Raw genomic sequence first — 21,698 nt, forward strand, 5'->3', positions numbered from 1 at the left:
TAGATCTTTATTGAAAGCTTTATTGTAGTCCACGGAAATATCTACCCCGCTCCCTTTTGCTTCACCGATATTGGCTTTGGGTATTGCCTGCAACCCCATGGTAGTCGGAATATCTGCACGTGTCTGAAGAATATTGCTGCGGTTTTCCGTAAAATAATCGGCTTGTATTTCCAGACTATTCCATAAATTCAACTCCAGCCCATAATTGCTTTTACGGCTGATCTCCCAGCTAATATAAGGGTCTGCATAACGGCCAATAGAGATGCCGTACTGATAATAACCAAAATTATCGCCAAAAGAAATCCCTCTGTCGCCGTTGAACATATTCAAATCCGAAAGATAGTAAAAACGGTCTTCTTTCGCTCCGATTTCATCATTTCCGACTAAGCCGTAAGTTACTTTGAATTTTAGTTTGGAGATTGTATGGATCAATGGTTCCATAAACTTTTCGTTGGTGACAATCCAGCCTAAACCTGCCGAAGGGAAAAATCCCCATCGTTCGTTTTCTGAAAAACGCTCGGAGCCATTGTATCCGAAATTGGCTTCGAAGAAATAACGGTCGTCGTAACTGTAAGTAGCCCTTCCTGCTAACCCCGCATTACGCTGGGGAAGAGATAGCTGCAAGGTATTGTAGGTGTTGTCTTTCTTTTCCCGTACTGTGCCGACCAATAATCCGGAAAGGGTATGTTGTTCGGCAATCGTTGTATTGTATTGCAAAGCACTTTCAAAATACATGGTATTTTCCATTTTTCGATCTCCCGGAACATAGTTTAAGAAATCGGTGCCCCCATCAGGATTCAGCGCAATCAATCGATAACTATCCATGCCGGCAACCGCAGGCGCTAAACTGTAATAAAACGGAAAATACTGCCTTCTGACCTCTAATTGAGCAAACCGATTTACATTGAACATCCCTCTTAAGGATAACCCTTTGGCAATGAAATCCAGATTTTGCTTCAGTTCGAATTGCACATACATGGTTGAACGATCGTTCGATTTATATCCTTTCAACATCTCTGCATACGGATTGAGGGAACTTCCTGTGGTTGAATTTCCAAAGAGAATATGTTTTGCAAACTTGTTTGCCTCATCCGGCTCATAATAAGGTAAAAAGTAAACCGGATTAGCATAGATAGATTTCATATACAAATCGGTCCCTCCATCCAGTGGTCCCTGATAATCGTCGAACATTCCGTTTAAACGTATGATAGCCTCGGTAGTACTTGTCAGGTTCACATTTACATTTGAACGCAACGAATATTTATTCAATTTGATGTTGTTGTTAAAATTCTGTCGTTTATCTACTTTAAGAATTCCATTATCCACAGAATAGGATGCAGCTATATAATAGCGGGCGACCTTTCCTCCTCCACTGATATTCAGGTTGTAACGATGATTAAATGTATTCTTGTCAAATAGCATATCCTGCCAATCGTTTGCCGGATAACGTACCGGATCTATTCCTCTTTCCGTATAATTGATTTTCTTTTCGTCATACGGAAGACGGGTTCCGGGAGACCGTGTGCGCACCGCCTCGTTATGCAGTTTCATAAAGGTAACCGGATCTGCCAATTCGATATTTTTTGTAGGGGAGGAAAAAGAACCTTCCGTACGGAACTGGACTTTTACATTGCCTTCCCGTCCCTCTTTTGTAGTCACCAATATGACGCCGTTCGCACCTCTGGCGCCATACAAAGCGGTAGCATTGGCATCTTTCATGATGGAAAAACTGGCAATATCATCGGTTGTTAACCGGGCCAGGTCTTCGGTTGTCATTTCCACGCCGTCAATCAGGATCAATGGGTCTACTTTACCGGTACCAAAACTGGTAACACCACGGATAAAAAATTGGGCATTATCCTGTCCCGGCTCTCCGCTCCTTTGGTAAGAAATCAATCCCGCGATTCGTCCTGCAAAAGCGGTAGTAAGGTTACTGGAAGGGACTTGCAGTTCGGATGGCCTTACTGTAGATACAGAGGCGATTACACTCTCTTTCTTTTGTGTACCGAAAGCTACCACCGTAACTTCGTCCAATTCACTGGCTAAAGGATGCATTGCCACATCGATATGCGTTTTGTTTCCTACTTCAATGGTTTGAGGCGTCATTCCAAGAAAGGAAAAAACCAACTTGTCGGAAGGGGAGACCCTTATTTCAAACGTTCCGTCCACATCCGTAGTAACCCCTCTTGTCGACTTATCCACGACGATGCTTACACCCGGCAGCGGCTCCCCCGTTTCCGCCTCTGTCACTTTTCCTTTTACCGATACCTGCTGTTGGGCTGACAGGAATAAAGGAAAAAGGAGAAAAAAAATTACAAAATACATTTGTTTTCTCATCTCATTCATTTCATTTGTTTAGATTAATAATTTAAAGAACATTTCAGTGATTCACAGATATTGTTACATCTGTTTTTATTGTCATGATCCGATCGTTTGATCGCTTACGGGTCACTCTTATATTTCAATACCCTTTTCATTGGATCATTTCTAATCTGATTCCATATCGTTCCTTTTTTAATTTTAAGGAACTGTGTGTGTACACAGAGCGGGGCACAATGAAAATTTATATTCCGTTGTCTCGTAAAAAGAAAGAAGTATGCTGTTCTGTTTATATGTCGGGAATAGGCATATTTAAAAAATATAAAGCGTAAAAGTGATATTGTGTATGTACACAGAGCGGGACACAGGAAAAATTTATATTTTCGTTGTCTGGTAAAAAGGAGAGAGTATACTATTCCATCTATATATCGGGAGATAAACATATTTAAAAAACACAAAGTGTAAAAATAGTATTGTGTATGTACACAGACCAGGGTACAACCAAAGTTTATATTTGTGGTGTTTCGAAGAAAAAGAAAGTACGCCCCCTTATATATTATAGGGTGGATAACTATATTTATCGGAATTACTTCCGGATAAGAAGGGATTATTTTGTTAACTAAAGTTAATGGGGGGGGGGGCAAAATGTATATCTATCTGTTCCTGTTATGGACAGAAGGAATTCCCTTTCAGGGAAAAATATACAGTTTATAAATTTCATTTTGTTTTTCAATTATAACAGCCTGTGAATAAGTAAATTTGACATAAGATACTATATGGGCGTACGAATGTTAGCTACAGTTATAAATCGCGCTATTCAGGATTCTACGGGGTATTATTATACTCTTAAAAGTGAAAAAATCTTTAAATATGCCGTAAATGTAAATGAATTTTATGGGTTATGACTATGGAAAATGACAATACATCTATATAAAATGATATTTTATATAATGAGATATTTACCCTGGGAGGTTGTCCAGTGGTATTTCCAATGGCTTGTTCATCCCAACCATCCAGTTCAGGACGGTCAGTTTCCTGAGCCCTTCGGCACGGTAGACCTGCTGTTTTTCATTATGAAGCAGATTGAACGCCGTACCCCCAAGCGATACGGTAATGGGTAACGAACTTTTATTGGTTAGCTCCACCGTTCCGGGAGTGATCGTTTTGATTTCCACTGAGGCCTTGAAGAGTTCCGGCAACCATGGGTCGCGTCCCCAAAGCATGTGGGCTGCCCAGCCGATGGTCCGTTTCGCGAACAGGGCTTCGCGAACGCTCTCTACTGTTCTTTCCTTTGCCAGCATCAGCGTGATAGGCCGTGCCGGGTTATGTATACCATATTGGTGCAGTTCGCTGGGATGGATATCGCTGTTGGCAAAGATTGCCAAATCCCGTTCGTTGCACCACTCGGAAACAATGGGGTAGTATTCATAACCGTTAAAGATCTCGATGCCGTGCATCCATCCCTGTCTGTACACTTCCTCGTGTTCTTTGGTGAATCGTAACGGCGCACCTTGTTCAATCCCCCCGCTTTTGGGAGCTTGCCATCCCGGATGATTCCACAGCAGGAAGCAGCCCTGGTCGGCAGCTACCTGTAACATTTTCCGCCAGTCGTCAACGACAGCAGCAATTGGGTTTACATCCCGGGTGAAGAGGGCGTTGAAGTGGCCGGGCGGCATGGTACTTTTCGTGATTTCCGCACCAGGTACCAGCAACAGTTGCTTTTTATCTGCTTCCGGTTTAGCAGTGTTATACCAAAGATTAAAGTCTTCTCCCTGTTCGTCGTTTAACTTCCATCTGCCTATTTTGCTGAAGTAGGGGCGGTACTCGATGTGGTCGGTAATTGAGATCACGTCCAGTCCATTTTGAACGGCTTCCTTAACGCGGTCAACTGGCATCACCTGGCCATCGGAAAACAGCGTATGTACGTGAAAATCACCTTTCAGTACTTGGAATCCCGCCGTATCCGGGATAATTATCTCTCTGGGTTGAATGACCGGGATATGCATGGCGGAGCGCATACTTACCGTGTAGGTATCCACCGGTGTTGCAGCTGCAGGTATGTTCTTCCCGGTGTTCCGTCCCATAACGGATTCCGGTGAAAGAGCTACGGCGGCTCCTGCCACGGCCGACTGTTTTAAAAAATCGCGACGACTTGTCATAATATTATTTTTAATGTGTAACAGAAGAGAACTTTCTTCTGTTACGAACTATCGGGCGCTTTACCCCGCAAAATTATCAAATTTTTTCAAAAAAACCTATTAGGAGGACAAAATAACTTAATGCTCCATTATGAATACTAAATTATTATTCAATTTTCACTCATCCTGTCCACCCGATATAATGATCGTTTTTACTATTTCATCTGTCCATCGACGTGTTTCTATCCGGTTATTATTTTTGACGACAGAGCACTACGGAATTTCCCCTGACATCCACCTGCAGTTTGTTCGCATTCATCTTAATGGTTTCACTTGCTGTAATCAGATCATCGTTTTCAGGCAAAGAGTTTTCTTCGTACCTATATATTTCGAAATTTCCTTTTATGGATTCGTTGTTAATCGCTATAAATTTTGAAGTATCTGTTCCGTTGGCAAAGACATATGTCCATTTTCCTTCCTTATCTTTGAAAGCTGTTCCGATCGCGAAATCTTCATATAGGTCGATCGGGTAAATCTCGGCTCCCGGCTTGAGAAACCGGGTCAACAAGGAATAGGAATAATACTGGGGACGAACTTCATAATCGGTGTTGATGCGCGTGTACGTAGAGTCCGTTTTATACGCTTCTTTTATATATTTCCACAATCCCAGTTGCTGCATCTGCTGGTAATCCGCCTCTTTGCCATAGTACTGATCGATCAGACTCCAGTAGCTCACTCCGGAAGCTCCTGCATTCAAAAAGTTAAGCACCAGACGAGTCATTAATACGCCACGGGCGTACAGGTCAATGTCTCTCTGTCGGGTAGCTCCGACACACTGATTTGATCCAAACTCACCGACCAGGTGTTTTTTCCCGGCACTGGCAGCTATGTGTACGTTGTTTTTTTCCCAATCATAAATTTCATGATTCGGCGTATCATAGCCAAAGATATAGGTATGTGAATTAAAGATATCGGCAACATCCTGAAGATTCTCTGCACAATCGATCAAATAGAATGTTCTTGTATCGGTATTATCCGACAAATTAAACCGGATCCTATCTCTCAACCCCTCTTTTTTGAAACGGGCATCCAGTATCCTTGCCATTTCGATGTATTCGGTAGAAGTAAGCAAAGGCCCCCCGTCCGGTTCGTTCACGGGAGTAATTTCATTGATACAGGTATATCCTCTCTCTTCGATCAGATGCTTGATCAACGCGGAGTAATTTTCGGCCCATTCGTCGTAGTCCACCGGCCCTGTAATCCAGCCACCCTTGTCCGGATCGGCCATGAAGCAAGTTTTCACGTGCGCGTAGTCCGGATCAAGTAATGAAACGCCGGTCGGACAGCCCCACACGACGATGCACACCTCCATATTCTGTTCCTGTGCCAGATCAAGCACTTTATACAATGATTGCATTTCCGGGGAATCGAAAGTAAATTTGCTCCGGTCCGTCGTGTGTGGGTCGTCATTATCATTTACCGGTTCATACCAGGGGGGTAGGGCCATCACCCGGAATTTCTGTATTTCCATTTTCTTTACTCTATCCACAACATATTGCCAGTCCGATGCTTTAGAACCATCCTCGCGTGTCACATTCTGAGAAAAAAAGTGGGGATCCAGTTCTACTCCTATCGCTTCCAGTTTAGTCCCTGTCTGTTTACCTACAAAAACGTTGCTGTATTCCCTGTTTTCATTCGTTTTACAAGAGACAATGAAGAACAGCCATATAAAGCAGGAAAATCCGAGTACTCTATGGCTTTTGACCCTGTGTGAAATTACTATATTCATCATGTAAGAGTAATTTAATATGCTTTGGTTCGTGTCGCAAATAGATTATCGCAATGAGCTATTCAATAAACCGTTCGTCACTCATCGTTGGGAAATCTCTCCGTCCCGACAAGTTGAGAGAATAAATCAGCTTTTATGTAAAGACCGTTTATTTTAGTCGATAGGGATGAGTTGCGCGCTGCTCGCATTTTCGATGTGTATGCTGTAGCCGGTCGGTACCTGTAATGCATAGCGGATCGTATTATTTGAACGTATCCATTCCAGGTTTATTACCTCATCGCCAACGGGTATGGAACCGTTACATTGTTCCAATGCCAGGTCTGTAAAACGAACAGTGATATTTTTATTCACATAATCGATCTCTTTTATTCCCAATACGTCCCTGTATAATACATGGCCGACATAGGAGGCAAAACCGTGATTGCAGCTGGCGAAGTTTTGCATATGTTCCCAGAGTGTGCCTGTTTGGTCGGCCATTGAATAGAAATAATCCTGGATCTCCATGATCAATTGGCCCTGAAGGTTATGACGGGATAAAATGTCCATACGCAGGTAATTACCGATAAAAGCATTTGCCCGGAATACACCGGGGTAAGTAACCGCGTCGTCCCGGTTAGGGCCAAACTCGTCTACTATTTTTTTCCATAATGCCGGATGGGACTCGGGGGTTGCCACATTGAAAAAGAACGCGTAATATTGGCATACTTCCGTCGTATTTCCGGTTATTTTCAGTTTACCGTCTTCCCGGACGGCGTTATCTACGAAGAACTCTCCATTATACGACTGACGGAATACAGTTTCGCGTATCTCGTCAGCCTTTTTCATCCATTCGGTATTTTCATACAGGCGCCCGGCGCATGCTAATGCCGCGCTATAAAGCATATTGGTGGGATAATTGACATCTTGTACAAATCCATTTGCTTTCGACCATTCAACAAATACCCAACTCTCTAACTTTTCAAGCAAGCCGTCTTCATTTTCAAAGCCTGAAAAATAGGTAAGTAGTTTTTCTATCCGAGGCCTGAGTTTGGCAATTAATTGGGAATCGCCTCCATGCCGTGCGTAGTCTTCGACCTGCAGAATAAACCAAAGCGACCAGTTGGGTATGAATACGCCGTCGTTGTGGTCGGCGGGATAGCACATGGGGATCATCCCTTCGGGCAGGAATTCAAATCGTTCGGGCAGGGCATAATTTTCTAAGAAGTTGTGAGACACAACGGTGCGCCCCGTGAACTCCCTTTCCGTAATGGAGCTGAAGTAGCTGTCACACAGCCATCCGGCCCGCTCCCGCGAGGGACAATCCATGAAAACATCCACCGCGTTCTGACGGAATGTTTGCTTGGCAGCATCAAATATTTTGTTCAGCTTAAAATTGCTGCTCGCAAAGAGGGCTTTATTATTATCGGGATAGGAAAACTCCCGTATATAGAGCTTTTCTATTTTGCAGTCTCCTTCTAAGGCCATCAGTTTAAGATACCTGAAAGTATATGATTCCAGTGTTTCCAAGTCATATTCTCCCGGTTGCAGTTCATAAACAATATGATTACAGATATCGCTTTGTCGTTGTTTGGTTTTTACATCGTCATTGAGCAGTATTTCATCAAAATAGAAAATTAATCTTGTCGGTTCCAGACATTTTATCTTTGCTCCGATGAAGCCGGAAAAATTGGTGCCGAAATCGTAAATATTGTATTCATTCTTTTTTAAGGAGGTGGAACCGGGTGAAACAAAAGGTGTAGAAATAATTTCCTGGGATGCCGTTACAATCTCCTGAATTTCCTGTGAAACCGGGTATACTTCCAACTCTTTTTCGGTAAAGCCCTTGAGTTTTTCGCTTATCGCGCTTAAAGAACGATCTTTATAATAATTCTCGGGACTGATTTTCTTTATGGTTCCTGCTGAATGCAATTCAACGGGTTCGTGTAATCCGAACTTCGGCATATCTACGTGACGCGGCAGAAGTTGGACAGATGGGAATTCGGTTAATTTCAATTGCTCTACCGGAACATCCGTGGAGGTGCGCCATCGGTCATATCCCTCCTTCATCCGGTAATATTCCGTGAACGGCCGCTGAAAACTGTAACGCTCCACTTTTTGCAACCGTTCTTTTATTTGAAATGCTTCAAAGTCACCTCCCGTGCCGGTCGCGAGCACTACTTTTCCGTTGACCTCCGTTTCGGCTAAGAGAAAAGAGGGCTGGTCGAGGGTATAATAGGAATTCACATTATAACCGGCCACTTCTATGGCAAGAACGTTCTCTCCCTCTTCAAGGAATTGTCCCACCGGAAATTCGTCGATCCGGAAATAGCCGTGGGCAGCCCTCGCGGGTCCCGAACCTACGAAATTACCATTTACAAACAAACGATAGATGGTTGATGCCGATATTTTTATGAGAGCGTCTTGACCCGGCTCAGCGGCAAACTTAGCCCTGAAGCCGAGATTCAGGTTCATTTCCTTCTCTCGTCCTTCTGCCCATACCGGAACTGCTTTCTTTACGCCTGCCGTTTTATCAACGGAAGAACTTGTTGAACAGCATACAGCGAAGAGCGCAATTATGCTTACCAGCGTGATTTGTTGTAAGTGTACCATCTCTTATTCAAATTTTCTGTATATATATTAATTCGTTTCATAATTGAGAGAGTATAAGATGATGGCTTCAATATTGATGGCGCTTTCCCAGGGCCTGTAATTGCAGCCCCTGGGAATGCCATTGTGATAATACTCTACCCAGGCGCCTGTCTCATCAATAACAGCCATCATATCTGCCAGTATTGTGCCTGCCAGTTTATCCCTGTTCTTTGTTAATGCATACAGGAAAAGACCGTATTCATACCCAATGGTGATATTTGAATCTTCGCGGGAAGATACCTGTCCTTTCCGCATATAATTCTCCTTTATAAGGGAAAGGTTATGTTCCAATATCTTTTTTGAGATCAATTCCGAACCAAAGTATTCAGGTGTTAGTGCCAGTGATGGAAGAAAATAGATTTTTCTTTCAATCCGGGGCAGACTTAATCCTTCTGCAATACATTTGGGACAGAGATAATTGCCGTTTTCGTCTTTCCGGGTTTCAAGTACGCCATGCGATCCTGCACAAAAACCGTGTCTGAATGCAGGCATCTCTTCTATTGTCACCCTTGAGGGATTATTGGCCATGATCTGATTATCGGAGAGGAAGTTATGATGGAAAGCGATTCTCGTACTATCCATAACGGCTCTGTTGCTTTCTATTACGGCGGCATCCCACAAACGGTTCTCGTCGATAAACGACAGCAGATAACTCCCTGACTCGATAAAGAGAAACGTGGCTTCAGCGGAACCATCGTTAAGGGCATTCCGGGGTAAAATTCCTCCTGCCACATAGGTCTCGTCACCATTGAAAGGCAGCATTCCTTTTTTAAGATTATTTTTCTGAACCTGCCATGCCCACTCCAGCATAGGAAAAATCTCTTTTACGAAAGCAGTATCCTTTGTTTTTTTTAAATAATCAAAAGCCTGAATAATCAGATATCCCGTGATTTCCACTTCGTCATTTTCGTGCTGATGAAAGATGCCGGGAATTCCAATTGCCTGAGCGTTATGTATATATCCAAAGTCCTTCCAGATGTCCCAATAAAAGTTCAGAATTTTTCTGGCCTCTTCAAAATATCCCATGGCAAGAAACCCCCTGGAAACACCATACTGATCTCTTACATACCCTAAATGGTACGCATGGCCGGCTATTACACCCCCTTGTGCTGCCTGCTGCGTTTTCAGTATGATTGCAACATTATCTATCTGGTCGATAATCTCTTTTTTATTCGGAAGGTGATCAGGGACCAATTGTTCAAAATCGTATCTTCTTTTGGTATATTCAAGCCAATGCTCTTTTGTCCTGTCGAAGAGAGACACAGTCGTACTGTTTATTACCAGATTGGTATATTCTTCACATTCCTCGAATGTTGATCCTCCGATAAAGAAGATTTCACTTTTTCCCGGTTGAATGTGGAATGAATAATTGTAATTCTCTTTTTTTACCAATGTTGCATTCCCTTTGGTAAAGATATGCTGGAATTGTTCATAAGGGTGTGAATAATTACCATAAATGGGTAATCCCCTGTCTTTATGGATCAGGAGTGAGGATGATTTTTCCTTTTTATTTGCGTAAAAGTTTTCGGCAATGGTTATCTTTTCATCTTCAAGTATGTTGATGTCAACAGAAAATTCTGCATAACAATCTATTATTCTTGCCAGAACCGCTGTTTTACTGTCAATGAAATCAGTGAATTTTGCCATTATCTTTCCATCTCTATAGATAGAGTGTTGCCAGATAGCGGTGCCTTTCATTCTTGAACTGACCGTGGAATCACCTCCGTTTACTGTCAGCCGGACATAGGAAGGTGAGCTGTAACCTGGCCCGAAAATACTTTCAATATCAGCTCCCTGCCCAAATGCACAGTAATTCCCATTTCCTAGACAGTGTAGCTGCGTGGGGGTGCCGGCACTGAGAATGGGCGGAAACAACCCTGTAAGGAAGAAAATAAACCATCTGACATTCATAAGGAAATGATTTGAAAGTGACATAATCTTATACAGATAAAGGTCCCACATTCAGGACTTTTGTTTAATTTGGTTTTATACATCTGATGCATAATCCTGTAAAACAATCGTACCTATTTTATAACGTTTGTATCCGTCCTGTTCAGTATACGGAAGTTCATAAACCGGAGTACCATCCTGTTTCCCCACTGAGATAAACAGATCATAGGTCCCCGGCTTACATGTGCGGAAGAAGACGCCTTTATTATCACGATGTGCCGGAGCTATTACAAAGGTTGAAGTCAGTTCATGAGGTATCGCATTCCCCGGAGGAGCAACCGGAAGATATTTCAGGTTGAAGGAGGTATCGGTCAATACTGAAACGATCCCTCCCTTTTCATCCTTGATTGTAAAGCAGGGATACCCGCCGCCGTAACAGGGAGCAACCCCCGCATTAGCCCATTTACTCTGAATAGTAAAAGGGTCTCCTTTTCTGATTGTGGAAGGCCAGCTAACTTCCGGTGCCTGCAGACGATAACCAATGCGCCTGTTTATCCGTGCAATAATATCTTTATTTGCATTGTAAAAAACATCGGGCCACCAATGAATAGAAAGGAAGGATGCATGATAGTCTTCCACCGCCTTGATCAGGAGTTCATCGTCCCATGCTTCCCGTTCTACCGATCCGCCATAGTGTTCATGCTCCAGTACCACCGGGAGCGTAGGCCAGAAAAGTTGTGCCATTTCACTATGGTACCAGTTATTGGGTTTGGGTTGTACGAGGATGCTGTCATCATGGATAGTTACACCTTGCGAAAAAGCATAGTCAGTAATGGGGAATCGTTCGCCTCTCAGGTTGTGCCCGACATAGTCGTCGGAAATACAAAGGAGGGTATTTTTAAAATGACGGCGATAAAGATCGATCATCCTTTTCTGTGTGTCAAATCCCCATGAATGGCCATGTTTAGGGGTAGTCAGTTCAGTATGTCCTTCTCCCCACATGCCGTAATGACCTATAAACAGATAGGCTATATTAGAATTATTATCATATCTTTCGGCAAGCACACGAATGAAATTCTCTGCTTTTTCCAGGAAAACCGGATCGTCGTAGTCCGGTTCAAGATAGCCGTCCACTTCATAATATGCGGCCCCCGCATCAAATACCCATCGGGGAGTTCCTGATCCCATCCAGTTTTCGGTTGCCGTGATGCAAAGCGCCACTTGCCCTCCGTTCTCTATCCATCGCTGAGCAGGCGTATCGAGTATCTCCCATATAAAATTGTTCTCTTCAGGTTCAATAAATGCCCAGGGTATACGGAGGAACACTGTATTCATGCCTGGGAAATAGCGGACAGTATCGGAAGGTTCCAGCTTCGAACCGTAATTCTGATAAAGATTCGAGTAGAAGTAGGTGACCCATCCCATACCCGGATTGGTCAATGCCTCTCCATGGTCTGCCGGTCTTACCCGATGAATATCCGTGGGTAGAGAATTAGATTTTTGGGTGACCGAAGGTTTACCGGTTGTCTGATCCTGATCAATTCCCAGAGGCATACCCAATAGGTCTGTATGAAAGCCCGTTGCCAATCCGGCTGTGGCAATCCCAAATGTCTTGAAAAATTTCCTTCGGTCGGTACTCATATCCTACATGCTTATTTTTGATATAACTCAGGAATAGTGGGGCGGGGGGCATTATCCGTTACATTGATCGACCATCCCAAATTATTGATGTAGAGATGACGGAAATCAAATGGTTGGGGTATCCATACCCTAAACAGGTTTCCTTCCTTCCAGGTGTTTCCGGCGGAAGCATAATCGCACATCGGGAGCTCATGACGTTCTCCGGCTTCATCCATTACGGGAACCTGAAAAGTCATCCATATCTCTTTTACCGGGGGTGAGGTAACAAGTAAAACATCAATAGAATTGTCCTTGTTTTTCATAAACGAGTACCTGTACATGGGTGGTACTTCAACGCCATGACGGAAAGGAACTAATCTCGAATCGAATGCTAACACCACCGGGCCTCTTTGAATGGCGGCATCAGGCACACCGGAAGGGGCATCTACGAGATAGCTTGTCATATCAAAACTGATCTCTATTTGGTCTTGATCCGACCATTCCCTTTCAACTATTGCATAGGCGCCGGGAACCACTTTTTTGTCCAATAATTCACCGTTGACCCTGACGACTGCTTTTCTGCTCCACTCAGGAATACGAAGGTCAATAGAGAAGGTCTCTTTTTTGGGGATAGTTACCGTAATCACAACCTTCCCGTCAACGGGGTATCCGGTTGTCAGATCTAAAGCGAACGGCTGTTTTCGGGGTGTTTTCAAATCAGCTTTCATAGGAGCATACAAATTGACCGCAACGCCGCCGGAAGATGACATTACCGCCCACGACGGGGTTAGTAGCATAGCCCTGGGGCCATTGGCTACACAACAGCTCATTATTACATCCGGAAATTGCAGATGACTGGGAACCCGTTCACCCATTAAACCGGTGTAATAGGACCACCACTCTCCCTTAGGTGTTTGTGAAGCAAATAAGGCGTTGTAGAGGCTGATCTCGAGTTGATCGGCATATTTACTGTCACCGGTCAGACGTAACATCTGGTAGAGAAATTTCATCCAGGTAACTGTTACACATGTTTCCAATCCCTGGTACATCGGATCACTCTGGCGCATCTTACCGTTACACCAGATTTCAGCCAGCGATCCGGAGCCCACCAGCATAATTTCATCACGAAGAATGGAGTTGATCAGTGAACGGGATGCCTCGAAATACTCTTTATTACCTGTGATGCGGTACATTTCGCATAACCCTTCAAAGCAAGACATCATCTCATATGCTTTGGGAGCTCCGCTCATTTCCCACAAGGGTGTTTGGTTCAGGGCCTCGTGCACAAGCCTGATCCCCGTTGGTGTTAATCTGTTAGGACTATCCCAGAGTCGGATAATATGTTGTGCAAAATCGAGATACTTCTTTTTTCCCGTTCTTTGATAGAGTAGGGCAATAGGTTCCAGCACCGAGCTGGAAGCAAGACCTTTCCATCCGATCCATCCCGTTTCGGTTAAGTTTACCCCACTTTCAGGGCCTGCTTCCAAAATCAAATGGTCGGCCACACGCTCAGCTACCCTGAGTATCTCCTGATCTTTGATTTGGTCATAATAGGCTATTAATCCCAATAATACATATTTTCGGCCCCATATATCCCAATCTTTCAGATGATGTTCGACAGGATATGTGCCGATGTATCCATCCGGTGATTGTGTCTGTACCAATGCTTTCACCGCTTTGTCAATCACTGCACGATGCTTGTCTGTCGGGGTATATCCGTATCCCAGCATGGCAGAAGTGAACCATTTACCCCAGAATTCGCTTCGGAACCCCCAATGTTCATCATTTTTGAGTTGAAAAGGAGTGATCAGTCTCTCCACATCTTGTGCCATCACCCTGTTCTCGATACAGAGGTCCAATTTTTCCCCCACATATCCCCCTATTTGTAACGATCCGGATGGTACAGGAGCGAGTTCATCATTAATCGTAAGCCGATTTTTCACAGTTCCGTTCTGGCCGTCAGCAGCGATGAAAGAAACTGTATAAGCTAAAAAGAGTAATACATATTTTACCATTCCATTCATGACAGCGGTTGTAAGTTGGTTCAGTTATTACCACACATTCTTTAAATTATGATTCCCAGGAAGAAAGACCTTAAACTGATAAAGATTTATATGTATATATGTTATGTGATGTATACAATCATGAATTGAAATATTATTGCCAAAGATACAGCAATAATTCCAATCCGGACTTCACCGATCAGGAAATAATGACAATTTACCTACCTACGTTCGCATTAATAATTAGATATTTCATCATTTAACCAGTTCATGTGGTTGATGAAAAACTGGCGGTCACATTCCACCTCTTTTTCGTAAGATCCCATTGGAATGCCTCCCACGCTTACGCGGATATTCATAATATCCCACCTTTTGAAATTCAGTTCCTGCGATTTCTCGAGAAGTACTGCTGTTTCGTCAATGTACTGAAGAATATCCTCCGTGATCGAAATGGTTCCCCACATTTCCCTGACCTTGGTTTTAAAGAGGGGATCCTGTAGGAGCCGATCATAATAGAAAGCATTTGAATTCCATACATAATAATTTGCCGGTCTTGGTCTGGCACCTTCATACCATCCAATACCCACAGACCATTCAAAATCCCACACAGGCCCCATCTCAACTTTCGAATCTCCCATATCACTCTTGACCAGATAGACGTTCGTATCCATATTGGCCAGAATATTTTGGAAAATAAACCATCGAACGAAACTCGGAACATCTATAAAGCGGGTATAACCATTCCCGGGATCATTGAATGCAGCTGAACTGAGTACGGCTTCAAATTCATCCATATAGTTTTTGATATATTCCCACTGCTGGATGGTCAGATCCTCTTCAGGATCGGGATTTTTAAAAGAATAACCATGTCCCATGGAAGAGACGAAATAGTTGGGTTCCTGTAGATAATAACCATCTTTTTCAAATAGATAGCCGCTTTCAGGGATATCTACGCGATCACTCCCCTGCTCAATGGCCTCCACAAGCTGGTAATTGCCGATATATTCTCCATTCAGTACCACTTCTACAAAACGATCATCTGCAGTGTAGGGAAAATTCATCAATCTGCTTAACTCCAGGGCAATGCCTGTGCGCAACAACGTTTTGTCACAATAGTTGGCCAGTAACACCCAATCTTTTTCCCCTTCCATTCCCAGGATACTGGCTTTATCGTCCAGTTTGAGCTTGTATGGTTTCTTGGAATAGGTCCAGGTGGCATTACCCCGTCCTCTTATCCGTAAACTATTGTCAAAGACTTTCTTTCCGTCCTCCTTGATCATCATGGTGGCGTTTACATAGTTGTCTTTTGAATCAACGGGTGTCCGATCTTCGGTTTCTATATAAACAACCGGTAAACCGGTATCGATCAGATCGCCGTCGAATGAGATCTCAAAGGTGGCACTACGTTCTCTTGCGGTAACGGTAGCCTGGGTAGTACCTCTTTTGAAGATATCTGCCGACCAGCTGATATTAAAATTTGTATTTGGTTTTTGGGTTCCGTCCGTATATACCTCGGAAACTTCTATCCCCGTAAATTCAGGAGTTTCACCAAGTTGAAAAGTGGTTTTATCCGGTAATTGTGTAATTTCAATATTTACAAAGATTTTCTCTTGGGGAACCTCCTTTTCACAGGATGTGAAAAGGAGAAAAAATCCCAATAGAGAAATGAGGGAGAAGGGGATATTGAATTGAAGTCCCTTCATGATGATTTTGTTATTAATTTGATTCATCTATTTTCTGTTTATATGATTTGTGGGATGAACAAATGAATTTCTCTATTTTTCCTGATAGATAAAATTGAATCTACCGGCAGGCGCTACATCCCCGGAGAGATAAAAGTCCATGATATCACCCACTTCCTGAATATTATCTGTCCATTTAAATTCAAAATTAAGCTTTTTATCTTTGAATGAAAGGGCAGATCTTGGGATTGATATTTCCATCTGTTTCCCGGAGATTTTGTAGGTTGCTTCGCCGCATTTTTCCCATTCCCAGCCATCCCTGTTTCTTTCAACGGTGATGACTGTTTCAGAGGGCTTTATTCTGTTTAATATAAAGTCATATCCTTCCCAACCTGTCTCTCTGTTCCTGTCTGCATCAATAAAGAGCCACATCCAGCCCGGATCACTGCTGGAAGTAATATTTTCCGCGGTTTCAATCAGGAAATAGAGATTTTCACTATCCTTTGCCACTCGTGATGATACGAAATCATTCCGCCCCGAAGTATTGGTAAACTGGATGCCCGCCCATCCGGGATGGTTACGGTGTAGCGTATTCCCGCGAGGGATATGGTAGACAGGTTTCACTTTCTCCCATTCATTCATTTTTCCGTCGATGGTCACCGTCAGTTCACCGGAAGAGACTTCTATCCTCCCGACCCCTTTAAAACGGCGGATATTCGCCGCCAGTTGATAATAATAAGCGTCTCCATGGCCCCCTTTCATCGGTTCGATGTCACGGCTTTTTTCCTGACTGAATTCGTCAGGGAAAGCATTGTACTGTTGTTGCCACATTTCATAACGACCGGCGATCCATTCATTCCAACCGGTTACAAATACAAACTGAGGATCCAATTTCAGTGCTCTTTCCCACTGTTCCTGAAAATTATAGCCATGATTGACGGCATCAGCCCCTTCTATCTGTCCCGAGTGATTGGTATAACTTCTTCCGAACGAATTAGGGGCATTCATGGCGGTTAAACCTCTTTCTGCCGACCAGTTCTGGGCAACGCCAACAGGTACCTGCTCGTAACCGGTACTCCTTTGAGCGTAACCGTGTTGCGGATAAATCTCGAGCCATCCCCATTGATCATCTCGTGCAGGACCACTGTTATAGGTAGGTTGGCCGGGACGGAATGTAAAGTAATTCCTGATCTCTTCCGGGAGATTATCCGGGTATGCCATAACCAGTGGTTTTCCTTTCCACATGAAAAAGAGATCTTTATATTTGCCGGGTTTGTACAGGTCTCTGTAAATCTCTTCGATTGCCTCCTTGCTGCCCTGTGTGGGGCCAAAGGCAAGCAAAAAAGCGATCTGAGGGGTATTGACCCCATCTCTTCTCGCTTCAGAGAAAACATCACATAATGCCATATAGGATTCTTTCCATGTGAAGTTCCCGTTGGTACAGTCAAAAATAATAACATCCACACCGGCTAATGCAAGCAGTTCAGCATGCTTGCGCAATACCCAACGGTCTGTGTTGAGGTAATAACCGTATAAGGGTTCACCCCAGAAGTAACTGTTAGCATCTTTTGGCCAGGCAGGATGGTGAAAATTCTCGATCGCGTCGGGATGCTCACTGAGGATTTTAGTTACATCGTATGCGGTACGGTTGCCGTAGTTTGATTGTTGTGTATGCCAAGTCCAATAGAAGAGACCTACATATTTTTTTTCCCGCGGATCACCTATCTCTTCCCATGAAGGTAAGGTGCGGTTGAGTCCATCTGTTGCAGTTATATTGTTATAGATAATATTTTCCGGTTCCGGTTCGGATTGCTGATCAATCGGGTCGTTTTCCGGTTTGCAAGCCGAAAGCGACTGTATGACAACGAGTAGCATTAAAATAAATTTCATTCCTGTTACAATTTGTCTTTATTGGTTCCTTATCCGTGGGGGAGAGTATTAAAAAAGTAAAGGGAGGCATTTTCCTCCCCCCTTTACTTTGTGTGATTAATACGGGGTGATCTCTCCGAAATAGGTCCAGGGATTTGTCCCCCATATGGATTTAATTTCAACTTTGAGATAACGACCGGGAGCAGGATTAGTGGTCTTGTAATCAAGCTCCTTGCTGAAGTCGTTCGACATATCCGTAACCTCAAGGACTTGGGTCCACTCTGTGTTGTCCTGGCTGACGGAGAAGACAACATGCTTTGGTTCCATTCCGTGATCGTCCTGTCTCTGCCAAATCAGGAATCCTTTAATGGCGGGTCTGGGCTTTTTCATGTCTACAATAAACCATTGGGGCATTCCATTGAGTTCTCCATTAAACGGGTCACTGTGCCAGGTAGTACTCTTATCTCCGTCAAAGATCTTGCTCACTGCCCATCCGTCGTTCCATTGTGAACGGTAATCAATCACTTCCCAGGTATTTTTCTCCCAGTCGTAATCACCCGTCGGCTTTTCACCCGCCCAGGTCGATACATCTGCCACATAAGAATAGGGAGCATTGGCCCAGTTAGAGAGGATGGTTACCCTGAAATAGCGGGCGATCACTTTCTCAGGCAATTCAAAGATCTGCATCAGGTTTGATTTCGGTATTTCAGGAAGATCAAGTACTTCTGTCCAGTCTGTCCCGTTCATGCTGGTTTCGAATTTGACATGTTTGGGAACGGCCTCTGCTTCGTCCTGCCTGTTCACCCAGGTAAAGCCTTCAATCAATTTATACTCGTTCATATTCACTGCGAACCATTGAGGCATTCCACTGAGGTCAGTGTGCCAGTAGGTATTGCGGTCGCCGTCCCAGATGCTTTCAACCGGGAAGGTAGGCTGCCAGACTGATGAGGCATCCAATACAGTCCATTTTTCTTCCAAAGGCAGGGTTTCCACATTCCCTTTGATGACATAATATACCGTTTTGAACTCTTCACTGACCGGTATCTTCCCTTCCGTTGCCGATTGAATGGTAACCGGCAGCAGGTACTCGTTGACGAAATTGGCCCGGTGAGGCTGTATAGTTATGTTCAACTGGTCGGAGACCCTGCTGCCATCCGTGATGGTTAAGGTTGTCTTATCCAACGTTACGGCACCGTCCGGTAAAGGAAGATAGGATGTATTATGCTCAGTGTTGTAAGCTGCTACCAACGAATTGTCCATAGCTATTTGTGCAATAATTTCTCCCTGTTCATAATTTGTCGTTCCACCATAGGAAATGGAGAGCGGGAAAGTGGCATTCTCATCCAGATCAACTGTTTTGATAATTGGATTGTCTGCAGCTCCTGATAAAGAGATGTACATAAATTTCTCCAGTTCAATCACTTCCGAATAGGGATCGCTACATGAACTGAAAACGAAGACTCCCGCTATGGTACTTATAACTAATGCGATTATATTTTTCATACGATCAATTATTTGTTATCGGGTTATTAATTCCATCCCGGATTTTGCCAATCAGTGCCGGTATGGCTGAACATCTTGTCAATTTCGGTTTGAGGTATAGGATAAAAATAAAGTTTTTCCTTATATGAATCCCGTTCGAAGCTTACCCGCTGATAGCTGAAGCTATCATCTGTTCCTTTTGTTATCCTCATTCCTGTAACGTAATGCTCAGATTGTTCCATGATCTTCCATCTGCGAACATCGAAATAGCGGTGCCCTTCGTAAGCCAATTCAACGCGGCGTTCATTTCTATAACGTTTCTCAAATTCCTCTTTTGATAAACCGGCTGGCAGATCAGGCATACCGACCCTGCGACGGACCACGTTCACGGCATCGCGTGCGCTCATAGAGATACCATTGCCGATATTTATTGCCGTTTCCGGATTTCCGGTAGACTGATAGGCGGCTTCTGCAAAATTGAGATACATCTCCGCAAGGCGGAACATACGGAGTTCCCCGTCGGCGTTGTTATCGCGTCCCGATTTCCAGTTGTTATATTTCCGCAGATAGTAGCCGGTAAAGGTTGCCCTGCGATTGGTGGTTGAGATACCGTCGATACCTCCGACAAAGCTTTCACATGGCGCTGCAGGAACCGATTCAACCCGGACATTAATCTCCATATCTTTGATCTGTACAATATTGCCGGCATCAGATCCGACATCAAACCTGAGTTTGTGGCTTGCCTCACCCCATTTCCACCAACTCTGAGCACGATAGGGGGTGAGATCGAGTTCAAAATCGGTCCATTCATCAGTTTTATTCAAAACAACATTCTCCGGTGTGGATTGTCCTCCTGCCGGGTTCGGCTGCGCGAAAAAGAACTGTGCATTGGTGATATGGTTATTGCTCTTGTATTTAAACTTGAGTAAGATTGAACCGCTGGCGGCATCGATATTTTTACCGAGTGTTGTGGTGGGAACAAATGGATCGCCTCCCAGGGTTTCAACCGTGAACTCACCCGCTTCGTTTTCCGTTATCGAAACGTTGTTTCCCGAAAGCTCAAGTTTCAAGGGAAAGTGATCATCTCTTGCCAAACCGCCGGTAGCGCCCAAATCACGGACTGCTCCATTGAAGTAAATTGTTGCGTAGAAACGCGGATCACGACCTTCATAGGGGTTTTCGGGATCATATCCGGAACCCATGTTGATGACCGGTTGCAAATGCTGTGGATCAGCGTAACCGGTGATCGGCTGTAATCCGGTAGCCAGCATCTCGTAACTATCCACCAATTCCTGTGTCGGACATGCTCCGGCTGTTGTCTGCCCCGGTGTGGAGGGCATACCGTGATTTCCCCAGATATTTACCCTGTTTCCGGGATAAATGGTCTCTTTGTCACGTGCGCGTTGTTCGTCATGAGGAGTGATAAAATACAATTCGTACAGGTTTTGTGCTGCATTATCCGTCGGTTCTTCATTCCACAACTTGTAATCGTTCACCAGCAGGCTGGATAACGCATTCCCTGTTATTTGCGCTGCGTCACTCCATGTATAAGTGCCGTCTGAATAGAGAGGGCTGGCAGCATAAAGGATTGCCTGGGAGCGGATTGCCTGTGCAATGGCCCTGTTCATGATGTAGTTTTCCCCCGTTCTTACGGTCCAGGAAAATCCCAGGGTTGAAACCGGTTCGCTCATGGCAGCATCGCAATCGTCGAGGATCTGTTTGACCACTGCTGAAACCGGAGCACGCATATCCTGGCTGAAATCATGCGTTATTTCATAAGGTTCGGTTATTAGTGGAACCGCTCCATAACGTTTAATAAGTTGCAGATAATAAAGAGCTCTCAGTGTGTGTGCCTGCGCCTTCCAGGATGAAAGTTCTTCTTCGAGTGAAGCCAGTTCTTCAGCAGTTACTCCTTCAATTCTGTCAAGGAATATATTGCATTTCCGGATTGCCTGATAGATACCGCTCCAGGGTTGTCCGTCCACATTCCGATAGTTGGATGCCGAAAAAGCGTCTACATACCAGAGTGAAGCCAAAGAGCCCTGAAAAACCATCTCCGAACTTTGTGACTCATCGGTAAGTATTGCCTGGTTGATATCAGGCATGATCCTTGCCCCGTAGCAGGAGTTCAGATATCCTCTAACGCCATTTCTTGTAGCAAATAACTCATCAAGCGAGGAACGACCGTCATATTCAAGCTCTAAAGCATCATTACATGAAGCGGCCAATACCAGCGTGATAAAGATAATTAATATTTGAAAATATTTTTTCATTACCT

11 protein-coding genes are annotated in these 21,698 nt (G+C 44.0%); all 11 read right to left on the reverse strand.

All coding sequences use genetic code 11. The features are described 5' to 3' along the window. The coding region (locus Q0502_RS16825; RefSeq protein ID WP_298653363.1) for a TonB-dependent receptor at positions 1-2,337 on the reverse strand (2,337 nt) is incomplete at its 3' end. Positions 2,338-3,278: 941 nt separating this feature from the next. Continuing rightward, the gene (locus Q0502_RS16830) at positions 3,279-4,478 is read right to left on the reverse strand and encodes a twin-arginine translocation signal domain-containing protein (protein WP_298653364.1); all 1,200 of its coding nucleotides are present in this window, start codon (positions 4,476-4,478) and stop codon (positions 3,279-3,281) included. A 232-nt stretch (positions 4,479-4,710) separates the two neighbouring features. After that, positions 4,711-6,249, reverse strand: coding sequence for a hypothetical protein (locus tag Q0502_RS16835; protein WP_298653367.1), 1,539 nt, complete (start codon positions 6,247-6,249; stop codon positions 4,711-4,713). Between the two features lie 150 nt (positions 6,250-6,399). After that, on the reverse strand, positions 6,400-8,835 hold the full coding sequence (locus tag Q0502_RS16840; RefSeq protein ID WP_298653369.1) for a hypothetical protein: 2,436 nt from the start codon (positions 8,833-8,835) through the stop codon (positions 6,400-6,402). 27 nt (positions 8,836-8,862) lie between these two features. After that, entirely contained in the window at positions 8,863-10,785 is a 1,923-nt protein-coding gene (locus Q0502_RS16845) for an amylo-alpha-1,6-glucosidase (protein ID WP_298653371.1), read from the reverse strand. A 75-nt stretch (positions 10,786-10,860) separates the two neighbouring features. Continuing rightward, a complete protein-coding gene (locus Q0502_RS16850) occupies positions 10,861-12,405 on the reverse strand; it encodes a DUF4832 domain-containing protein (protein WP_298653374.1) in 1,545 nt (514 codons plus the stop codon). Positions 12,406-12,416: 11 nt separating this feature from the next. Then, positions 12,417-14,399, reverse strand: coding sequence for a beta-L-arabinofuranosidase domain-containing protein (locus tag Q0502_RS16855; RefSeq protein ID WP_298653377.1), 1,983 nt, complete (start codon positions 14,397-14,399; stop codon positions 12,417-12,419). 224 nt (positions 14,400-14,623) lie between these two features. Beyond that, on the reverse strand, positions 14,624-16,117 hold the full coding sequence (locus Q0502_RS16860; RefSeq protein ID WP_298653380.1) for a CotH kinase family protein: 1,494 nt from the start codon (positions 16,115-16,117) through the stop codon (positions 14,624-14,626). Positions 16,118-16,162: 45 nt separating this feature from the next. Further along, positions 16,163-17,959, reverse strand: a complete 1,797-nt coding sequence (locus Q0502_RS16865) for a hypothetical protein (protein ID WP_298653383.1) — start codon at positions 17,957-17,959, stop codon at positions 16,163-16,165. Between the two features lie 96 nt (positions 17,960-18,055). Continuing rightward, positions 18,056-19,441: a discoidin domain-containing protein gene (locus Q0502_RS16870; protein WP_298653386.1), complete on the reverse strand. Its 1,386-nt coding sequence runs from the start codon at positions 19,439-19,441 to the stop codon at positions 18,056-18,058. 26 nt (positions 19,442-19,467) lie between these two features. Beyond that, positions 19,468-21,693 (reverse strand): RagB/SusD family nutrient uptake outer membrane protein, encoded by a 2,226-nt coding sequence (locus tag Q0502_RS16875; RefSeq protein WP_298653389.1) that lies wholly within the window; start codon positions 21,691-21,693, stop codon positions 19,468-19,470. Positions 21,694-21,698 lie beyond the last annotated feature (5 nt).

The organism is uncultured Proteiniphilum sp. (assembly GCF_937873925.1).
Classification (GTDB): domain Bacteria; phylum Bacteroidota; class Bacteroidia; order Bacteroidales; family Dysgonomonadaceae; genus Proteiniphilum.